Source organism: Streptococcus mitis (genome assembly GCF_023109235.1).
GTDB classification, from domain to species: domain Bacteria; phylum Bacillota; class Bacilli; order Lactobacillales; family Streptococcaceae; genus Streptococcus; species Streptococcus mitis_DA.
The window spans coordinates 1-19,182 of the sequence record NZ_JALDUC010000004.1 but is presented as its reverse complement, the minus strand read 5'-3'; the positions used below and the strand labels follow the sequence as shown (position 1 = coordinate 19,182).

The window sequence follows — 19,182 nt, the reverse complement described above, 5'->3', positions numbered from 1 at the left end:
AACGGATTAAATCCTATCATAAAGGAGAGAAACATGGATCCTAAAAAAATTGATCGTATCAACGAGCTTGCCAAAAAGAAAAAAATAGAAGGCTTGACCCCAGAAGAAAAAGTAGAACAAGCCAAACTACGTGAGGAGTACATCGAAGGTTATCGTCGCACTGTTCGTCACCACATCGAGGGAATAAAAATTGTGGATGAAGAAGGAAATGATGTTACACCAGAGAAACTACGTCAGGTACAACGTGAAAAAGGTTTACATGGCCGTAGTCTCGATGATCCAAATTCATAATAAGTATTCTTTCTTTTAATAAGGATAGATAAAATAATAACCAAAAGACTAGCAGTTTTTGTCTGCTAGTCTTTTTTCGCTAAAAAAGGAACCAATATGGTTCCCAAAACTATTATTAGTTACTTGCGCCAGATGTAGCGTCTGCGCCACCACCGTGGCCTCCAGCATCACCTGCATCAGAAGCTCCAGATGTAGCATCTGCATCGCCGTGACCATGTCCGCCAGCAGGAGCTGCAGCATTTCCACCAACTAGACGTTGACCAGTTGTATTAAGGTACCAGTCAAGCCATGGTTGGAAATTAAAGATGATTTCATTGATTCCAGCATATGAACCATCTGGATAGTACATTGCTTGGTAATTATGGGTATTAATAACACCTTCAGGTGTTCCTGGTACAATTGTACGGACATATTCTTGGTCCCCATTACGCAATACGCCGACAACCCATTCAACGTTTTTCATTCTAGAATCTGGCAATGTACCGTGTACTGTTCCTAATCTATTTCCTGATTGAGCACGGACACGTTTACCAAACATTGTATCTGGGTCTTGGTGTGCGTTATTAAAGTACAAGAATTGATTATTATCATCTGCAAATGTCAATTCAAATGGCATTGCTTTCAAGAACATGTCAAGTTGGTTAACTGTCAAGATACCGTGGTCTAATTTAACGTAAGTATCTCCAGAAACAGCTCCAACAAGTTCAGCAGCTTTTTCTACCCATTCAGGATCATCTGGATCAACACCTTGGATAGTAGTTGCAATTGAATTTGTACAATATAAATCTTCTGGCTCAATTGGTTTTGGTTTTTTCAATTTTGAAACGACTCCCACATATTTTACAAAGTTGTCCAAGCATGTTTCAAGGAAATTAACAGTTCCTTCATTCGTGATATTTCCATTAACATCAAAAGCTTCTTTAGCTTTACCAAGAAGGAATTCATTTCCTGGAAGAGTGTAGGCATTGACACCTGGAGCGTCAAGAATCTTACGAAGGTGAACTTGGGCACGAGAAGTACCTTGGTCGTAGTAAGAAGCTCCCACAATCATGACTGGTTTGTTTTCAAATGGATGAACCTCGTATGAAAGCCATTCAAGAACTGATTTAAGAGAAGCTGAGATTGTGTGGTTGTGCTCAGGAGTAGCAATAATGACACCATCAGCACGCGTAATTCTGTTATACAAGAGACGCAATTGGAAGCTTTCGTCCCATTTTTCGTCTTGGTTAAACATTGGAACTTCATCAATTTCGAGAACTTCTAATTCAAATTTGAGTTTGAAGTGACGACGGATGAATTCCAAGAGTTTACGGTTATATGATTGATCGTAGTTTGATCCTACAAGTCCAACAAATTTCATTCTTTTTGGTCTCCTATCTTACAAATTTTCCCAGTCAAAGTCTTCAGCATCTTTGCGAAGTAGGGCTTGTGCGTTGCGCAATTTTTCTGTAATTTTTACAAAGATACGGAAGTCGTCAAAAGTGGCATCTAATTTTTTGATAACATCAAGATCCACTAGAACTCCACTTGGATTGAAGGCTTGAAGAGAATGTGAAAGCAAGAATTCATCTGGAAGGACACTTGCTTTGATTTCTGGGGCATTCAAGATTTGGCGAAGTTGTAATTGGGCACGTGATGAACCAAGCGTACCATATGAAGCACCTGTAATCATGATTGGTTTGTTCAAAAGTGGATAGATACCATAAGACAACCAAGCAAGAGCGCTCATCAAAACAGCTGGGATAGAGTGGTCATACTCAGGAGTACCAATAATAACGCCATCTGCCTCTTCAATTTTAGCAGCAATTTCTAAAATTTCAGCAGGTACTTGCTTGTCAGCTGGTTTGTTGAAGACAGGAATGTCTTTAATTTCAACAAGTTCAATTTCAGCTTTTTCAGCAAAGTGTTTTTGCATGTATTGAAGCAATTGGCGGTTTGTAGAACGTTTTGAATTTGTTCCAACAATAGCAATAAGTTTTAACATGAGATTTCCTTTCTCTTTTTACATAATACAATTTTAAAACTCCATTGAAACATTTGTTTCTATAGAGTAGGAATTCCTGAAGAACAGCTTAGGTGACCTTCCTTATCGATGAGGATAGCTTCGATGCCCTCCAAACTTTCGACTTGCCAGAGGATAGAAGCAGGTCTTTCTCCAAATAGACGAGTTGTCCAGATTTCACCATCAACTGATTTATCAGAGATGATTGTTAGACTCGCTAGTTCCGTTTCAACAGGATATCCTGTTTGGCTGTCAAAAATATGATGGTAATCTTTTCCATCGACAGTCAGGTGACGTTCATAAATGCCTGAAGTCACGACAGATTTATTGACAACAGGGATGGTCATTAAGTGATTTCCCCTCGGATTGGCTGGGTCTTGAATCCCAATTTGCCAAGGCTGATCCCCTCTTGCCTGATTTTTTCCAATAGTCAGGATATTCCCTCCCAGATTGATCAAGGCAGATGTCACTCCCTCTTTTCTCAGAAATTGAGCAACTTTATCCGCACTATAACCCTTGGCTAAACAACCTAGGTCTATCTTCATTCCTTTCTGTTTTAGAAACACAGTAGAAGTAGAAGAATCTAACTCGATATAATGAGGATTGATTAAAGGGAGAATTGATTCGATTTCTTGAGGCTGGGCAACTTTGGCATCTGAAAAACCGATACGCCAGGTTTGAATCAAGGGACCAATGCTGATATTGAGATGGCTAGATGGCGCTAGGCTATGCTCTAATCCAAGTGAAATCAGTTCGAACAGGTCTGGATGAACCTTGACGGGGGCTATTCCAGCTTGATGATTGATTTCCATCAACTCAGATTCTTGGCTATTGGCATTGAAACGATATTCTAACTCTTTGAGCAAATCAAAGGATTTTTGGATCAAGCTATCGGCTCGCTCATCTACTAATGAAATAGTGATAGTAGTCCCCATTAGCCGTTCGGAATGTGAACTAAGAGGCAAGCTACCAACTCCTTTCTTTTATGAAAAGAAGACTGAAATATAGTAAATTTATATTAAATTTAACCCCTTACATTTTCTTTTCATGATACTAGCATACCATAAAGTCAGCGTTTTCACAAATAAAATTTGTAAACTTGTCAAGAAATATGCTCAGAAAATAAAGAGTAATTGTAAGAAAGGCTGATAAAATACAGATTATTTACATTTTTTTACAAAAAAATCGGGAAAATTAGCTAAACTCTTGTAAACGCTAACAGTAAATGTTATACTAGAAGAGTAAATTTAAAATTGAAGGTAGGAATTTTTCTATGAGTAAAATCGTTGTAGTTGGTGCTAACCACGCTGGTACAGCATGTATTAACACTATGTTGGATAATTTTGGAAATGAGAACGAAATCGTTGTATTTGACCAAAACTCTAACATTTCTTTCCTAGGATGTGGAATGGCTCTTTGGATTGGTGAACAAATTGACGGTGCTGAAGGCTTGTTCTATTCTGATAAAGAAAAATTGGAAGCTAAAGGTGCTAAGGTTTACATGAACTCACCAGTTCTTTCAATCGACTATGATAACAAAGTAGTTACAGCAGAAGTTGAAGGGAAAGAGCACAAAGAATCATACGAGAAATTGATTTTCGCTACAGGTTCTACACCAATCTTGCCACCAATCGAAGGTGTTGAAATTGTTAAAGGAAACCGCGAATTTAAAGCAACTCTTGAAAATGTACAATTCGTTAAATTGTACCAAAACGCTGAAGAAGTGATTCACAAATTGTCTGATAAGAGTCAACACCTTGACCGTATCGCTGTTGTTGGTGGTGGTTATATCGGTGTTGAACTTGCTGAAGCCTTTGAACGTCTTGGAAAAGAAGTTATCCTTGTTGATATCGTTGATACTGTCTTGAACGGTTACTATGACAAAGACTTCACACAAATGATGGCGAAGAACTTGGAAGACCACAACATCCGCTTGGCACTTGGTCAAACTGTTAAAGCAATTGAGGGTGACGGTAAAGTTGAACGCTTGATTACTGATAAAGAAACTTTCGATGTGGATATGGTTATCCTTGCAGTTGGTTTCCGTCCAAACACAGCCCTTGCTGATGGTAAGATTGAACTCTTCCGTAACGGTGCCTTCCTTGTAGACAAGAAACAAGAAACATCTATCCCAGGCGTTTACGCAGTAGGTGACTGTGCGACTGTTTATGACAACGCTCGTAAAGACACTAGCTACATCGCTCTTGCTTCAAATGCTGTTCGTACTGGTATCGTTGGTGCATATAACGCTTGTGGACATGAATTGGAAGGAATCGGTGTTCAAGGTTCAAACGGTATCTCAATCTATGGTCTTCACATGGTTTCAACTGGTTTGACTCTTGAAAAAGCAAAAGCTGCAGGTTACAATGCGACTGAAACTGGCTTTAACGATCTTCAAAAACCAGAATTCATGAAACATGATAACCATGAAGTGGCCATCAAGATTGTCTTTGACAAAGATAGCCGTGAAATTCTTGGTGCACAAATGGTTTCACATGATTCTGCAATCAGCATGGGAATCCACATGTTCTCACTTGCTATCCAAGAGCATGTGACAATTGATAAATTGGCATTGACAGACCTATTCTTCTTGCCACACTTCAACAAACCATACAACTACATCACAATGGCTGCCCTTACAGCTGAAAAATAAAAATGAATGAGCTATCTGGCCTTAAGTTAAGGCCAGATAGTTTTTTAACTATTCTGTACCCATACAATTACGTTTTTTTTATCTTGTACTTCATTTTAATCTAACTTAAAATGAAATAGTAGCTACCAATATAAATAATGAGGATAAAATAAATGACTGAAAATCGTTATGAACTAAATAAAAACTTGGCACAGATGCTCAAAGGTGGGGTTATCATGGACGTTCAGAATCCTGAACAGGCCCGCATTGCAGAAGCTGCTGGTGCGGCTGCTGTTATGGCCTTGGAGCGGATTCCAGCTGATATCCGTGCAGCTGGTGGTGTTTCCCGTATGAGTGATCCAAAGATGATTAAGGAAATCCAAGAAGCGGTTAGTATTCCAGTAATGGCCAAGGTCAGAATCGGGCATTTTGTTGAAGCTCAGATTTTAGAGGCTATTGAGATTGACTATATCGATGAGAGTGAAGTTTTATCTCCAGCAGACGACCGTTTCCATGTGGACAAAAAAGAATTCCAAGTTCCTTTTGTCTGTGGGGCTAAGGATTTGGGCGAAGCCTTGCGTCGTATCGCTGAAGGTGCTTCTATGATTCGTACCAAAGGAGAACCTGGGACAGGGGATATCGTCCAAGCTGTTCGTCATATGCGTATGATGAATCAGGAAATTCGCCGTATTCAAAACTTACGAGAGGACGAACTTTATGTTGCTGCTAAGGACTTGCAGGTACCTGTAGAATTGGTTCAATACGTCCATGAACATGGAAAATTGCCAGTTGTAAACTTTGCGGCTGGAGGCGTTGCAACGCCAGCAGATGCTGCGTTGATGATGCAATTAGGGGCAGAGGGTGTCTTTGTCGGTTCAGGTATTTTCAAGTCAGGAGATCCTGTTAAACGAGCGAGTGCCATTGTCAAAGCGGTAACTAACTTCCGTAATCCTCAAATCCTAGCTCAAATCTCTGAAGATCTAGGCGAAGCCATGGTTGGTATTAATGAAAATGAAATTCAAATTCTCATGGCAGAGCGAGGAAAATAGATGAAAATCGGAATATTGGCCTTGCAAGGGGCCTTTGCAGAACATGCAAAAGTGCTAGATCGATTAGGTGTCGAGAGTGTTGAAATCAGAAATTTAGAGGATTTTCAGCAACATCAGAGTGACTTGTCGGGTTTGATATTACCTGGAGGTGAGTCTACAACCATGGGCAAGCTCTTACGAGACCAGGATATGTTGCTTCCTATCCGAGAAGCCATTCTATCTGGTTTACCAGCCTTTGGAACCTGTGCAGGCTTAATTTTGCTGGCTAAGGAAATTACTTCTCAGGAAGAGAGTCATCTAGGAACTATGGATATGGTGGTCGAGCGCAATGCCTATGGGCGCCAATTAGGAAGTTTCTACACGGAAGCAGAATGTAAGGGAATCGGTCAGATTCCAATGACCTTTATCCGTGGTCCGATTATCAGTAGTGTTGGAGAAGATGTAGAAATTCTAGCAACAGTTGACAATCAAATCGTTGCAGCCCAAGAAAAAAATATGCTGGTAACCTCTTTTCATCCTGAATTGACTGATGATGTTCGCTTGCACCAGTACTTTATTAATATGTGTAAAGAAAAAAGTTGAGATTGAATTTCTCAACTTTTTTACATGTAATAAACAATGGCGATGTATTGGAGGGCAGATGCTGCTAGGATAAAGAGATGCCAAATCATGTGGAAATAAGGTTTTTTCTTGGCATAAAATCCAGCCCCAACTGTATAAGAGAGCCCACCAGTTACCATGAGACTCCAGAAAATTGGCGTTGTTTGACTGATAATGGCTGGAATGATAGCTAGAACCAACCAGCCCATAATCAGGTAAAGAGCAAGGCTAAATTTCTCATTGACCTTTTTAGCAAAGATTTTATATAGGATGCCAAAGATAGTTGTTCCCCACTGAATGCCAATAATCAGATAGCCAAACCAGTTATTCATTAAGGTCAAGACGACTGGTGTATAAGAGCCAGCAATGGCAACATAAATCATAGAATGATCGATGATCCGCAAGACGTATTTGTGGGTTGAACCATAGGCCATAGAGTGGTAAATGGTTGACGAGAGGAACATGAGAAATAGACTAATGACGAAAATGGAAACGCCGATAGATGATAAAAATCCGTGTGCTTCATAACTATAGGTTGATGAAATAGGGAGTAAGATGAGCATGATGACTGCCCCCACAGCATGGGTCACGCTATTAGCAATCTCCTCTCCAAAACTAAGTTGTTTACTGAGTTTAAGACTAGTATTCATTAGATTTCCTCCTCTTCAGTATGATGGATTAAGGCTAGAGTTTGATGATAGAGTTTAACGGTTTGGCAGCTGGTTTGGATAATGGGGTTAGCTGGATCAATTCCTTGGTTCATGTAATCCACAAAAGCGTCGTAGAGTTGGTCTGAACTTGCTTGAGTTTGTAGAGTATTAAGTGTCTGGGCTATTTCTTGAATAGAAAATACAGACTTGAGGCTTGTGATAGCAATCAAACGGGCAATTTGTTGGCGTTGGTATTTTTTCTTGTCAGGCTTTGTCAGGTAACCATGTTTGACATAATTATTGACCATAGATGCTGTTAGGCCCTTGTCTTTATCAGGAGAAATAGGGACGCAGACCTGATTGACATAGAGCAAAACCTGGTCCAGATAGAGGTCAATGTTTGGAATTTCTGCCCATTTTGGGTAGGAAAAGGTACTTTTCATTTCCAACTCCTTTTTATCTAGTTTTGATAAACAGATTATAAAATAACAAAAATAAAAAGTCAAGTTTTAACTGCTTGTGAAAAGGCTTAAATTATGCTATGATGGGAGAAACTAGTCAGAAAAGAGGAGAAAAGATGGAGATTCGTTTAGCTTTTCCAAATGAAGTAGATGCCATTATGCAGGTGATGGAGGAAGCCAAGAAATGTTTAGCGGATGCTGGTAGTGACCAGTGGCAAAATGGTTATCCAAATGCTGATATTATTATTGAGGATATTATCTCAGGCCAAGCCTATGTGGCCTTGGAAGAGGGAGAACTGCTAGCCTATGCTGCTGTGACCAAGAGTCCAGAGGCAGCCTATGAAGCCATTTATGAAGGAAAATGGCAAGCTGGAGAGTCAGAGTACCTGGTCTTTCACCGTATCGCTGTGGCAGTAGATGTTCAGGGACAGGGAGTTGCTCAAACCTTTTTAGAGGGCTTGATTGAAGGTTTTGACTATCTTGATTTTCGCTCAGATACGCATGCTGAAAACAAAGCTATGCAACATATTTTTGAAAAACTTGGTTTTAAACAGGTTGGTAAAGTGCCTGTTGATGGCGAACGCTTGGCCTATCAAAAATTAAAGAAATAATGCAAAAGAAGTACGCAAAAATGTTCTATTCTTCGCCAATAGGAACCTTGTCTTTGGTTGCCGACGAGCAATATCTGTATGGCGTTTGGGTGCAGGAGCAGAAGCATTTTGAGAGGGGACTAGTAGATGAGACGATAGAAGCAGTTGTTAGTCATCCCATTTTAGACCCAGTTACTGCTTGCTTAGATGCTTACTTTAAAGGCAAGCCTCAGGATTTATCCGACTTGCCTTTGGCTCCAATCGGAACGGATTTTGAAAAGCGAGTTTGGTCCTATTTACAGAGAATTCCTTATGGTCAGACAGTGACCTATGGACAAATAGCCCAAGACCTGCAAGTGGCCTCTGCTCAAGCAATTGGTGGAGCAGTGGGGCGCAATCCTTGGTCTATCCTAGTACCTTGTCATCGTGTGTTAGGAGCAGGTAAGCGTCTGACGGGGTATGCTGCAGGAGTGGAAAAGAAAGCTTGGCTCTTGGAGCATGAAGAAGCAGATTTTAAAGATATAAAATAGAAAGTGAAAGATATGTTAGAATTTATCGAATATCCAAAATGTTCAACTTGTAAAAAAGCAAAACAAGAATTAAATCAACTCGGTGTGGACTATAAAGCCGTCCACATCGCCGAAGAAACACCTAGCCAAGAAGTTATTTTAAACTGGCTAGAAACCTCAGGATTTGAATTGAAGCAATTTTTCAACACCAGTGGAATCAAATACCGGGAACTTGGACTAAAAGATAAGGTAGGAAGTCTGTCAAACCAAGAAGCAGCTGAGTTGCTCGCAAGCGACGGAATGTTGTTAAAACGTCCCATTTTAGTGGAGAATGGAACTGTTAAGCAAATCGGTTATCGAAAAGCTTACGAAGAATTGGGATTGAGATAGTTTTTACTTATCTCTTTGATAGATAAAATATATAACCTCCCTGTTTCAAAGTATGATAAACTAGTAGGTAGACAAAGTCTGTACCTGACCGTAGCAAATAATTTCATTGACGGCAGAAGTATGGTAGAATGTATCATTATCAGGAGAGGATGTTTTTATGAATGTTACAACGATTTTAGCATCAGATTGGTACCAAAACTTGATGCAATTGATTCCGGATGGCAAGCTGTTTAGCCTGCGTTCGGTCTTTGATGGGATTCCAAGAATTGTCCAACAACTTCCAACAACGATTATGTTGACAATTGGTGGTGCTCTTTTTGGCTTGGTTTTGGCACTTCTTTTTGCCATTGTGAAAATCAATCGTGTCAAAATTTTATATCCCTTGCAGGCCTTCTTTGTTAGTTTCTTAAAAGGGACACCGATTTTGGTGCAACTCATGTTGACCTACTACGGAATTCCTTTGGCTTTGAAAGCTCTCAATCAGCAATGGGGAACTGGTTTCAATATCAATGCGATTCCAGCCGCTGCTTTTGCAATTGTCGCCTTTGCCTTTAATGAAGCAGCTTATGCTAGTGAAACCATTCGTGCAGCCATTCTCTCAGTCAATCCTGGTGAGATTGAGGCGGCACGCAGTCTGGGGATGACCCGAGCGCAAGTTTATCGTCGCGTGATTATTCCAAATGCGGCCGTTGTGGCGACTCCAACCTTAATCAATTCCCTAATCGGCTTGACCAAAGGAACTTCTCTAGCCTTTAGTGCGGGTGTTGTGGAAGTCTTTGCCCAAGCTCAGATTTTGGGTGGAGCTGATTACCGCTACTTTGAACGCTTTATCTCCGTTGCCCTTGTTTATTGGGTAGTCAATATCGGAATTGAAAGCCTTGGTCGTTTCATCGAGAGAAAAATGGCTATTTCTGCACCCGATACAGTGCAAACAGATGTGAAAGGAGACCTTCGTTAATGATTAAGATTTCGAATTTAAGCAAATCCTTTTCAGGACAGACTGTCTTGGATCATCTGAACTTGGATATTCAAAAAGGGGAAGTTGTAGCCTTGATTGGTTCTTCAGGAGCTGGAAAATCAACCTTCCTTCGTAGTCTCAATTATCTTGAAACACCTGACAGTGGCTCTATTCAGATTGATGATTTCTCAGTTGATTTTTCTAAAATCACTCAAGAAGAAATCCTTGCCCTACGCCGTAAGTTGTCTATGGTTTTCCAACAGTTTAATTTGTTTGAACGCCGAACAGCACTTGATAATGTGAAAGAAGGCTTGGTTGTTGTCAAGAAATTATCCGACCAAGAAGCAACCAAGATTGCCAAGGAAGAGTTGGCTAAGGTTGGGCTTTCAGACCGTGAAAACCATTATCCTCGCCATTTATCAGGTGGACAGAAGCAACGGGTTGCCCTAGCGCGTGCACTTGCGATGAAACCAGATGTCTTGCTCTTAGACGAACCAACTTCAGCCCTTGATCCAGAATTGGTCGGCGAAGTAGAAAAGTCTATTGCAGATGCTGCTAAGTCAGGTCAAACCATGATTTTGGTTAGTCATGACATGTCCTTTGTAGCTCAAGTTGCGGATAAGATTCTCTTCCTAGATAAGGGGAAAATCATTGAGTCTGGAACACCGGATGAGATTATCCACCATCCTAAAGAAGAGCGAACAAAAGAATTCTTCGCTAGTTACAAACGGACTTATATTTGATATAATAGATAAAGAAAAACTCAGTTAGCTGGACTAGCTGAGTTTACTCTTTAAAAAAGATAGAAATGAGAGAAATCATGCTACTGCAACTATTTTCTTTATATTTCGAGAGTTTGATCTTGACCACCATCCTCGTCCTGATTTTTTTAGGGATTTGGATTGGACTGAGAGCCATGTCGGGAGTTGATAAGACAGCCAAGGCTCGCCAAGCCCATCTCTATGATATGATTATGATTGGTGTTTTGGTTGTTCCAGTATTATCCTTTGCGGTTATGAGTTTAATTCTTGTTTTCAAGGCATAATCCTTGCGTGATTGACAAGAAAGAGTTAGAATAAAGATAGTTACAACAAGAAAGAAGGAAACTATATGTACGATACTATTATTATCGGTGCTGGACCTGCAGGTATGACTGCAGCCTTGTATGCTGCTCGAAGCAATCTGAAAGTAGCCTTGATTGAAGGTGGTCTGCCAGGTGGTCAGATGAATAATACATCTGATATTGAAAATTACCCTGGATACGCTAATATTAGTGGGCCAGAATTGGCAGAAAAGATGTTTGAACCGCTTGAAAATCTTGGTGTGGAGCACATTTATGGTTATGTTGAAAATGTCGAAGACCATGGTGATTTTAAGAAAGTGATGACTGATGACCAAACATATGAAACTCGTACCGTTATCGTAGCGACTGGCTCTAAACACCGTCCTTTGGGAGTACCTGGAGAAGAAGAACTGAACAGTCGTGGTGTTTCTTACTGTGCCGTGTGTGATGGTGCTTTCTTCCGTGACCAAGATTTGTTGGTAGTTGGTGGCGGAGATTCAGCTGTCGAAGAAGCCCTCTTCTTGACTCGTTTTGCTAAGACTGTTACCATTGTTCACCGTCGTGACCAACTTCGTGCCCAAAAGGTTTTACAAGACCGCGCCTTTGCGAATGAGAAAATCAGCTTTATCTGGGATTCTGTAGTGAAGGAAATCAAGGGTGAAAACAGAGTAGAATCTGTCGTTTTTGAAAATGTGAAAACAGGTCAAGTGACAGAACAAGCCTTCGGTGGTGTCTTTATCTATGTTGGATTGGATCCTCTTAGCGATTTTGTTAAAGAATTGAATATCCAAGATCAGGCAGGTTGGATTGTGACAGATAACCACATGAAAACTGCAGTTGACGGTATCTTTGCAGTTGGAGATGTTCGCCAGAAAGACCTTCGTCAAGTGACAACAGCAGTTGGAGATGGAGCTATCGCTGGTCAAGAAGCTTATAAATTTATCACAGAACATAGTTAATACACTTCTAAAATCTCTTCAAACCACGTTAGCTTCGCTTTACCGTAGGTATGGGTACTGACTTCGTCAGTTCTATCCACAACTTCAAAACAGTGTTTTGAGCTGACTTCGTCAGTCTTATCTACAACCTCAAAGCAGTGCTTTGAGCTGTCTACAGCTAGCTTCCTAGTTTGCTCTTTGATTTTCATTGAGTATAATCATAAAAAGTTTCCAATCAGATGACTGGAAACTTTTTTTATAGTCTATTTCGGAAAACTTCGTACATGAGAATGGCTGCAGCAACACTGGCATTAAGGCTTTGAACATGTCCATTCATGGGAATAGTAATCATTTCATCGACCTGTTTTTTGATGTTGGTAGAGATGCCTTTTCCTTCATTTCCGATGATGAGGGCGATTTTTCCTTTTGTATTCCACTTATGGCAAGGAGTACCGTTCATATCTGTTCCAAAGGTCCAGAAGCCTTCACCCTTGAGTTTGTCTAGAGTTTGGCTCAGATTGGTTACGCGGGCAATTGGAACGTGTTCAATAGCACCTGTGGCCGTTTTGGCAACGACAGGAGTAACTCCGACAGCACGGTGCTTGGGAATGATGACACCTGAAACGTTGGTCGCATCAGCTGTTCTCAAGATGGAACCTAGATTATGAGGGTCAGTTAACCCATCCAGAATCAATAGAAGTGGATTTTCTTCTTGGCGTGTTTTGGCAAGGATTTGGTCCAGTTCGCTATAGGCAAATTCGGATACTCGTAGAACGAAACCTTGGTGGACAGCACCTTCAGTCATCTCAGAGAGGGATTTTTTTGAAGTCCAAGAAATGGATACTTTTTTTTCTGTAGCCAGTTCCTTGACTTTCTCAACATTCTTACCTCGGAGATCTTCTTGGAGGTAAAGTTTGTTCCCTGTGTTTGCAAGGAGGGCTTCGGTAACGGCGTGGACGCCATAGACAATATCATTTGTTTTCATGCCTCTATTATAACACAAAACCCCGTCTTGCAACGGGATTTTATTTATTCAAGAATCAGTAGACCATCTTTAACTTCAAATGGGTCTTTTTCATTGATACGATCGTAAAACATGATTCCGTTGATGTGGTCAATTTCATGCTGAACAACGATGGAGTTGTAGCCTTTGAGCTTGATACGGTGTTTTTCGCCGTCCTTGTCAAAGTAGTCAACAGTAACGCGAGCATGGCGAACAACATAGCCAGGCACATTGCGGTCAACAGAGAGGCAACCTTCTCCTTCGCCAAGAGCAGCGTCTTGAACAGAGTGAGAGACGATTTTTGGATTGTACATAATGGCTTGTAAGTCGTAGGCTTCCTCTGGAGTTTCTCCTTCTTCAACAATATTTGGCACCAAAACAGCGATAATGCGTTTTGAGATATCCAACTGAGGAGCAGCAAGTCCAACCCCACCGCGGAGCCCCATCTTTTCAGCCATGACAGGATCTTGGGAATGTTTGAGGAATTGCATCATCTTTTCGCCAAGAATGATTTCTTGGTCAGACAAGGGAAAAGTGACTTCCTCAGCAACTGCGCGAAGAGTCGGATTCCCCTCGCGGATAATATCTTTCATATCAATTAAGTGAGCAGCTTTTGTAATACGTTCTATAGCAGACATTTTCTCTCCTTTCATTACCTCTACATGATATCACAAAATGACAAGGATTGAAAGCATTACGGCATCGAGCTTTTATAGAAAATGCCTTTTAGGTTCGATTCAATTGTGAAAGAAATACTTATCTGTGATATAATAAAAAGAAAAGGCTTGCATTAGAAAGTAGGGAGAATGAAGATGCAAAGAAGACAAGATAGACATAAACGTGGACCAGTTTTTCATTTTGTGAGAGGCTTTGTAAACTTTTTTAGGAGTTATCGCAAGTGGAGCAATAAGGGATTTGTGGCGATACTCTTGCTAGCAGTTGCTTTATCAATGGGCTTGGTCTTGTTGTTTGAAAGCTTCCAAGGAATCCCCTTAACCAGTCAAAAAAAGGATGCCATTTCTCAAGAAGCAAATAAGACCAATCAAAATACTAAAGATCAGGAAGAGGAAAAAACTGCTAGAATTATGGCCAATGGGGACCTCCTTTATCATATTCCTATTTATCGTTCGGCTTTAAAAGAAGATGGGACCTATGATTTTCATGAGAATTTTGATTATGTGAAACCATGGCTCAAACAAGCAGACCTAATTATAGGTGATTTTGAAGGTACTGTGAACAAGGACCACTATTTGGCAGGTTATCCCCTATTTAATGCACCTGGTGAAGTTATGGATGCCATCAAGGATGCCGGTTATCAAGTGCTAGACTTGGCGCATAACCATATCCTAGATTCACAAATAGAAGGTGTGGTTTCAACAGCAGATGCTATTGAGAAGGCAGGAATGACACCTATTGGAGTGTATACGCATGAGTCACGTGATCAAGCTCCACTGGTTATCAAGGAAGTGAACGGCATCAAGGTTGCACTTTTAGCCTATTCTTATGGTTTTAATGGAATTGAGCAAAGTATTTCTCAAGAAGACTATAACCGCTATCTTTCAGACCTAAATGAAGACAAGATGAAGGCTGAAATTGAACGAGCAGAGAAGGAAGCAGATATCACCATTATCATGCCTCAGATGGGTGTGGAGTATCGCTTGGAACCAACTGAAGAACAAAAGGCTCTTTATCACAAGATGATCGATTGGGGAGCGGATATTATCTTTGGAGGGCACCCTCACGTAGTTGAACCATCTGAAACGGTTGAAAAAGATGGGGACAAGAAACTCATTATCTATTCAATGGGGAACTTCATTTCCAATCAACGAATTGAAACCATGCAAGATGAAGAGAATGCTAAGTGGACAGAGCGCGGCGTGCTCATGGATGTGACTGTTAAGAAAAAAGCCGGTAAGACGACAATCGAAACTGCCAAAGCGCATCCTTCTTGGGTAAACCGTACACCAAAAGGAACCTATTCTCCAGAAGGTTATCCACTATTCCTATACCAAACTTATATCTTAGAAGATTTTATCGAGGGTGGTAGTCATCGTGACCAGTTAGATGAAGCGACTAAGGAACGAATTGATACAGCCTATAAAGAAATGAACGAACATGTGGGATTGAAGTGGGATTAGCTTGAATCCAGAGGGAAGTAAATGACGATTAAGGTAATTTCAACAGATATGGACGGGACCTTGCTGGATGCTAGAGGCCAGCTTGATCTCCCACGCTTGGAAAAGATTTTAGATCAGTTGGATCAAAGGGGTATTCGTTTTGTCATTGCGACTGGGAATGAAATTCACCGTATGAGACAACTGCTGGAGCACTTGGTCGATCGAGTGGTTTTGGTTGTTGCCAATGGAGCTCGTATTTTTGAAAACAATGAACTGCTTCAGGCTCAGACTTGGGATGATGCCATTGTCGATAAGGCTTTGACTCATTTCCAGGGTCGAGCGTGTCAGGACCAGTTTGTTGTGACGGCTATGAAGGGTGGTTTCGTCAAAGAAGGTACCATTTTTACAGACCTTGAAAGTTTTATGACTCCAGAAATGATTGAAAAATTCTACCAACGGATGCAATTTGTGGACGAATTAACCTCTGACCTCTTTGGTGGTGTGCTCAAGATGAGTATGGTTGTTGGTGAGGAACGTTTGAGTTCGGTCTTGGAAGAAATCAATGACCTCTTTGATGGCCGTGTTCGGGCTGTATCGAGTGGCTATGGTTGCATTGATATCCTTCAAGCTAGAATTCATAAAGCATGGGGCTTGGAAGAATTACTCAAGCGCTGGGACTTGAACTCCCAACAAATCATGGCTTTTGGTGACAGTGAAAATGATGTTGAAATGCTTGAAATGGCTGGAATTGCCTATGCGATGGAAAATGCTGATGAGAAAGCCAAAGCTGTGGCGACTGCTCTAGCACCAGCTAACAGCCAAGGAGGAGTTTACCAAGTCTTGGAAAATTGGTTAGAAAAAGGAGAATGAAGTGGCAGTACAGTTATTAGAAAATTGGTTACTGAAGGAACAAGAAAAAATCCAAACCAAGTATCGTCACTTAAATCAGGTTTCTGTTGTAGAGCCAGACATTCTTTTTATTGGGGATTCCATTGTCGAATACTATCCTCTGCAGGAACTATTTGGGACTTCAAAGACGATTGTCAATCGAGGAATTCGTGGCTATCAGACAGGGCTGTTATTAGAAAATCTTGATGCGCATCTTTATGGTGGAGCAGTAGATAAAATTGTCCTTTTGATTGGGACAAATGATGTCGGAAAAGATGTGCCTGTGAATGAGGCTCTCAATAATCTCGAAGCTATCATACAATCCATTACTCGCGATTATCCATTGACTGAGATTAAATTGCTTTCCATTTTGCCAGTCAATGAGGGAGAGGAGTACAAGCAGATAGTCTATATCCGCACGAATGAAAAAATCCAGAAATGGAATCAAGCCTATCGAGAGCTTGCTTCAGCCTATATGCAGGTAGAATTTGTGCCAGTTTTTGATAGTTTGACAGACCAAGTAGGTCAACTCAAAAAAGAATATACAACTGATGGACTGCATCTCAGTGTTGCTGGTTATCAGATTTTGACAAAATCTTTGAAAGACTATCTTTTGTAGTTAATTGCTTTCCTTTTTGCATTTTTGAGTTAGATAAGGTATAATGGTTTTGTTGTCTTTTGGGGTCGTTACGGATTCGACAGGCATTATGAGGCATATTTTGCGACTCGTGTGGCGACGTAAACGCTCAGTTAAATATAACTGCAAAAAATAACACTTCTTACGCTCTAGCTGCCTAAAAACCAGCAGGCGTGACCCGATTTGGATTGCTCGTGTTCAATGACAGGTCTTATTATTAGCGAGATACGATCAAACTTTGTCTAGCAGTTTGGTAAGAGATTTATAGGCTCGCAGTTCCTAGGCTTGAGTTATGTGTCGAGGAGCTGTTAAAACAATACATAACCTATGGTTGTAGACAAATATGTTAGCAGGTGTTTGGACGTGGGTTCGACTCCCACCGGCTCCATTATTCTTTTGCATTCCTTTCTAAAACGTTGTTTTTACAACGTTTTTTATTTTATTCTTTGGTATTCTTTTGCAAAAAAAGAATACAACATTTTGTTGTATCCTAAATATTAAATCAAGTCCTGAATTTTCTTAAGTTTTTATCATATTTTCTGTTATAATTAAGGTGCCTTAAGAAAAATAATGAAAAAACTAAATGTTTTTCATATAGTTTTCATTTTTGTGTTATAATTAAGGTGCCTTAAGAAAAATATTAAGGTGCCTTAAGAAAAATAATGAAAAAACTAAATGTTTTTCATATAGTTTTCATTGTTTTAATAGTTTAAAGTCAATCTTATTTTTCTCTAATAGAAAATAATGAAAAAGTAGGTTTAGAAAGAGGTAAGTATCTATGTCTTCTCATAAAAAAGTGTCACTCTCTGAGATTAATCAATCTATCGATACTCCAAATAACAATCATTTCTGGCAAAATTTAAATGCCTTTTTAGGTCCGGGTGCTCTTGTCGCAGTTGGTTATATGGATCCAGGAAACTGGATTACCAGTGTAGTCGGTGGTGCTTCCTATAAGTATAGTCTCTTGTTTGTTATCTTGATTTCATCTCTCATTGCCATGCAACTTCAGCAGATGGCAGGAAAGCTTGGTATTGTAACCCAGATGGACCTGGCTCAAGCAACGGCTCATCATTCACCTAAATGGCTTCGTTATAGTCTATGGGTGATTTTAGAATTAGCCTTGATGGCGACAGATCTGGCAGAAGTTCTAGGTTCAGCGATTGCTCTCAATCTTCTCTTTAAGATTCCGATTATGATAGCAATTCTCTTGACCGTGTTGGATGTTTTTCTCTTATTGCTTCTGATGAAATTTGGCTTTAAGAAGATTGAAGCTATTGTGACAACACTGATTTTAACCATTCTAGCAATTTTTACCTATCTGGTAGCTTTGTCACATCCAAGCTTCCAAGGAATCGTTGAGGGTTATCTACCGAATGCAACCTTATTTGAAAGTCCCTTGCCAGGGCATGAAAGTCAATTAACCTTGGCACTAGGGATCGTGGGAGCAACGGTTATGCCCCATAACCTCTATTTGCATTCTTCCTTGTCACAAACTCGGAAAATCAATCACAAGGACAAGAATGATGTTCGAAAAGCCGTGCGCTTTATGACCTGGGATTCAAATCTCCAATTATCCTTGGCCTTTGTGGTTAACTCCCTTCTATTAATTCTCGGGGCGGCTCTCTTTTTCGGCCATGCATCTGAGATTTCTGCCTTCTCTCAAATGTATAATGCCTTGCAGGATTCTACTATTGCAGGAGCTATAGCTAGCTCGACCTTATCAACCTTGTTTGCCTTGGCTTTATTAGCCAGTGGTCAAAATTCGACAATTACGGGTACCTTGACTGGACAAATCGTTATGGAAGGTTTCTTGCATATGAGATTACCTCAATGGTTCATTCGTTTGGCAACTCGTCTCTTTGCCTTGTTGCCTGTCATGATTGTAGCGGTTCTGTTTGGTCATCAGGAAAAAACATTAGATCAGTTATTGGTTTATTCACAAGTCTTTCTTTCGATTGCTCTTCCATTTTCAATCTTCCCACTGATTTATCTAACTTCTAAGAAATCACTGATGGGAGAATTTACCAATGCCAAATGGAATACCATCCTTGGCTATATCGTTTCCATTATCTTAACAATTCTCAATGTGAAATTGTTATTTGATATTTTCTAAGAAATTCACCCGAGTTATAAAACAAGCATATAAGAAAAAAGATACCCAAGATTGTACTGCACCCCAAAAGTTAGACATAAAAATCTAACTTTTGGGGTGTTTTTATTATGAAATTAACTTATGAAGATAAAGTTCAAATATATGAATTAAGAAAGAAAGGAGAGAGCTTTAGACAACTTTCAAATCAATTTAGGATAAACATTTCTAATCTTCAGTACATGATTAAATTGATTGATCGTTACGGAATAGAGTTCGTCAAAAAAGGAAAGAATTGTTACTATTCTCCTGAAC

22 protein-coding genes, 1 other RNA gene and 1 pseudogene are annotated in these 19,182 nt (G+C 40.1%); 17 read left to right on the top strand and 7 right to left on the bottom strand.

Annotation, left to right across the window (positions count from 1 at the left end):
- Positions 1-33: 33 nt before the first annotated feature.
- Positions 34-291, top strand: coding sequence for a DUF896 family protein (locus M1F55_RS03350; RefSeq protein ID WP_020903505.1), 258 nt, complete (start codon positions 34-36; stop codon positions 289-291).
- 115 nt (positions 292-406) lie between these two features.
- Here M1F55_RS03350 and M1F55_RS03345 read toward each other — a convergent pair whose 3' ends face one another.
- The 3 genes from M1F55_RS03345 to M1F55_RS03335 are packed head-to-tail and all read right to left on the bottom strand — an operon-like array spanning position 407 to position 3,258.
- Positions 407-1,651 carry an NAD(P)H-dependent oxidoreductase gene (locus M1F55_RS03345; RefSeq protein ID WP_020903506.1) on the bottom strand — a complete coding sequence of 415 codons (1,245 nt, stop codon included), beginning with the start codon at positions 1,649-1,651 and terminating at the stop codon, positions 407-409.
- An 18-nt stretch (positions 1,652-1,669) separates the two neighbouring features.
- Entirely contained in the window at positions 1,670-2,275 is a 606-nt protein-coding gene (locus M1F55_RS03340) for an NADPH-dependent FMN reductase (RefSeq protein WP_020903507.1), read from the bottom strand.
- A gap of 59 nt (positions 2,276-2,334) precedes the next feature.
- Positions 2,335-3,258 (bottom strand): FAD:protein FMN transferase, encoded by a 924-nt coding sequence (locus tag M1F55_RS03335; protein WP_247947274.1) that lies wholly within the window; start codon positions 3,256-3,258, stop codon positions 2,335-2,337.
- 308 nt (positions 3,259-3,566) lie between these two features.
- Here M1F55_RS03335 and nox point away from each other — a divergent pair, with 308 nt between their 5' ends.
- From nox to pdxT, 3 genes are all read left to right on the top strand, one after another.
- Positions 3,567-4,946 (top strand): H2O-forming NADH oxidase, encoded by a 1,380-nt coding sequence (gene nox, locus M1F55_RS03330; protein ID WP_094753557.1) that lies wholly within the window; start codon positions 3,567-3,569, stop codon positions 4,944-4,946.
- A 152-nt stretch (positions 4,947-5,098) separates the two neighbouring features.
- Entirely contained in the window at positions 5,099-5,974 is an 876-nt protein-coding gene (gene pdxS, locus M1F55_RS03325) for a pyridoxal 5'-phosphate synthase lyase subunit PdxS (RefSeq protein ID WP_000138517.1), read from the top strand.
- Positions 5,975-6,556: a pyridoxal 5'-phosphate synthase glutaminase subunit PdxT gene (pdxT, locus tag M1F55_RS03320; RefSeq protein WP_247947273.1), complete on the top strand. Its 582-nt coding sequence runs from the start codon at positions 5,975-5,977 to the stop codon at positions 6,554-6,556.
- A gap of 20 nt (positions 6,557-6,576) precedes the next feature.
- Here the strand turns inward: pdxT and trhA are convergent, their stop codons facing one another.
- Both trhA and M1F55_RS03310 read right to left on the bottom strand, forming a co-directional pair.
- Positions 6,577-7,224 carry a PAQR family membrane homeostasis protein TrhA gene (gene trhA, locus M1F55_RS03315; RefSeq protein ID WP_004256871.1) on the bottom strand — a complete coding sequence of 216 codons (648 nt, stop codon included), beginning with the start codon at positions 7,222-7,224 and terminating at the stop codon, positions 6,577-6,579.
- Entirely contained in the window at positions 7,224-7,667 is a 444-nt protein-coding gene (locus M1F55_RS03310; RefSeq protein WP_247947272.1) for a DUF1836 domain-containing protein, read from the bottom strand. The genes trhA and M1F55_RS03310 overlap by 1 nt, the downstream gene beginning before the upstream one ends.
- A 134-nt stretch (positions 7,668-7,801) precedes the next feature.
- Here M1F55_RS03310 and M1F55_RS03305 point away from each other — a divergent pair, with 134 nt between their 5' ends.
- From M1F55_RS03305 to trxB, 7 genes are all read left to right on the top strand, one after another.
- Positions 7,802-8,296, top strand: coding sequence for a GNAT family N-acetyltransferase (locus tag M1F55_RS03305; RefSeq protein ID WP_247947271.1), 495 nt, complete (start codon positions 7,802-7,804; stop codon positions 8,294-8,296).
- Positions 8,296-8,805, top strand: coding sequence for a methylated-DNA--[protein]-cysteine S-methyltransferase (locus tag M1F55_RS03300; protein WP_247947270.1), 510 nt, complete (start codon positions 8,296-8,298; stop codon positions 8,803-8,805). The genes M1F55_RS03305 and M1F55_RS03300 overlap by 1 nt, the downstream gene beginning before the upstream one ends.
- 12 nt (positions 8,806-8,817) lie before the next feature.
- Entirely contained in the window at positions 8,818-9,174 is a 357-nt protein-coding gene (locus tag M1F55_RS03295) for an arsenate reductase family protein (protein ID WP_004256886.1), read from the top strand.
- A 157-nt stretch (positions 9,175-9,331) separates the two neighbouring features.
- Complete coding sequence (locus tag M1F55_RS03290; RefSeq protein ID WP_020901891.1) at positions 9,332-10,132, top strand: amino acid ABC transporter permease; 801 nt, start codon at positions 9,332-9,334, stop codon at positions 10,130-10,132.
- On the top strand, positions 10,132-10,875 hold the full coding sequence (locus tag M1F55_RS03285; RefSeq protein WP_000590982.1) for an amino acid ABC transporter ATP-binding protein: 744 nt from the start codon (positions 10,132-10,134) through the stop codon (positions 10,873-10,875). The genes M1F55_RS03290 and M1F55_RS03285 overlap by 1 nt, the downstream gene beginning before the upstream one ends.
- 77 nt (positions 10,876-10,952) lie before the next feature.
- Positions 10,953-11,177 (top strand): DUF4059 family protein, encoded by a 225-nt coding sequence (locus M1F55_RS03280; protein WP_000926599.1) that lies wholly within the window; start codon positions 10,953-10,955, stop codon positions 11,175-11,177.
- 65 nt (positions 11,178-11,242) lie between these two features.
- Positions 11,243-12,154 (top strand): thioredoxin-disulfide reductase, encoded by a 912-nt coding sequence (gene trxB, locus M1F55_RS03275; protein ID WP_000272299.1) that lies wholly within the window; start codon positions 11,243-11,245, stop codon positions 12,152-12,154.
- A gap of 235 nt (positions 12,155-12,389) precedes the next feature.
- On the opposite strand, the gene rlmB is transcribed toward trxB, so the two are convergent.
- Positions 12,390-13,118 (bottom strand): 23S rRNA (guanosine(2251)-2'-O)-methyltransferase RlmB, encoded by a 729-nt coding sequence (gene rlmB, locus M1F55_RS03270; RefSeq protein WP_000855747.1) that lies wholly within the window; start codon positions 13,116-13,118, stop codon positions 12,390-12,392.
- A 44-nt stretch (positions 13,119-13,162) separates the two neighbouring features.
- Entirely contained in the window at positions 13,163-13,774 is a 612-nt protein-coding gene (gene def, locus M1F55_RS03265; protein ID WP_023944298.1) for a peptide deformylase, read from the bottom strand.
- 174 nt (positions 13,775-13,948) lie between these two features.
- On the opposite strand from def, the gene M1F55_RS03260 reads away from it, so the two are divergent.
- The 6 genes and pseudogenes from M1F55_RS03260 to M1F55_RS03235 all read left to right on the top strand — a co-directional run.
- On the top strand, positions 13,949-15,274 hold the full coding sequence (locus M1F55_RS03260) for a CapA family protein (protein ID WP_080977776.1): 1,326 nt from the start codon (positions 13,949-13,951) through the stop codon (positions 15,272-15,274).
- A 21-nt stretch (positions 15,275-15,295) separates the two neighbouring features.
- Entirely contained in the window at positions 15,296-16,123 is an 828-nt protein-coding gene (locus tag M1F55_RS03255; RefSeq protein ID WP_049516561.1) for an HAD family hydrolase, read from the top strand.
- Position 16,124: 1 nt separating this feature from the next.
- The gene (locus M1F55_RS03250) at positions 16,125-16,760 is read left to right on the top strand and encodes an SGNH/GDSL hydrolase family protein (RefSeq protein WP_049500099.1); all 636 of its coding nucleotides are present in this window, start codon (positions 16,125-16,127) and stop codon (positions 16,758-16,760) included.
- A 61-nt stretch (positions 16,761-16,821) separates the two neighbouring features.
- Positions 16,822-17,169: a transfer-messenger RNA gene (gene ssrA, locus M1F55_RS03245) on the top strand.
- Between the two features lie 387 nt (positions 17,170-17,556).
- Positions 17,557-18,891 carry an Nramp family divalent metal transporter gene (locus M1F55_RS03240; RefSeq protein ID WP_000094601.1) on the top strand — a complete coding sequence of 445 codons (1,335 nt, stop codon included), beginning with the start codon at positions 17,557-17,559 and terminating at the stop codon, positions 18,889-18,891.
- Positions 18,892-18,998: 107 nt separating this feature from the next.
- A pseudogene (locus M1F55_RS03235) lies at positions 18,999-19,182 on the top strand (IS3 family transposase); the annotation flags it as partial.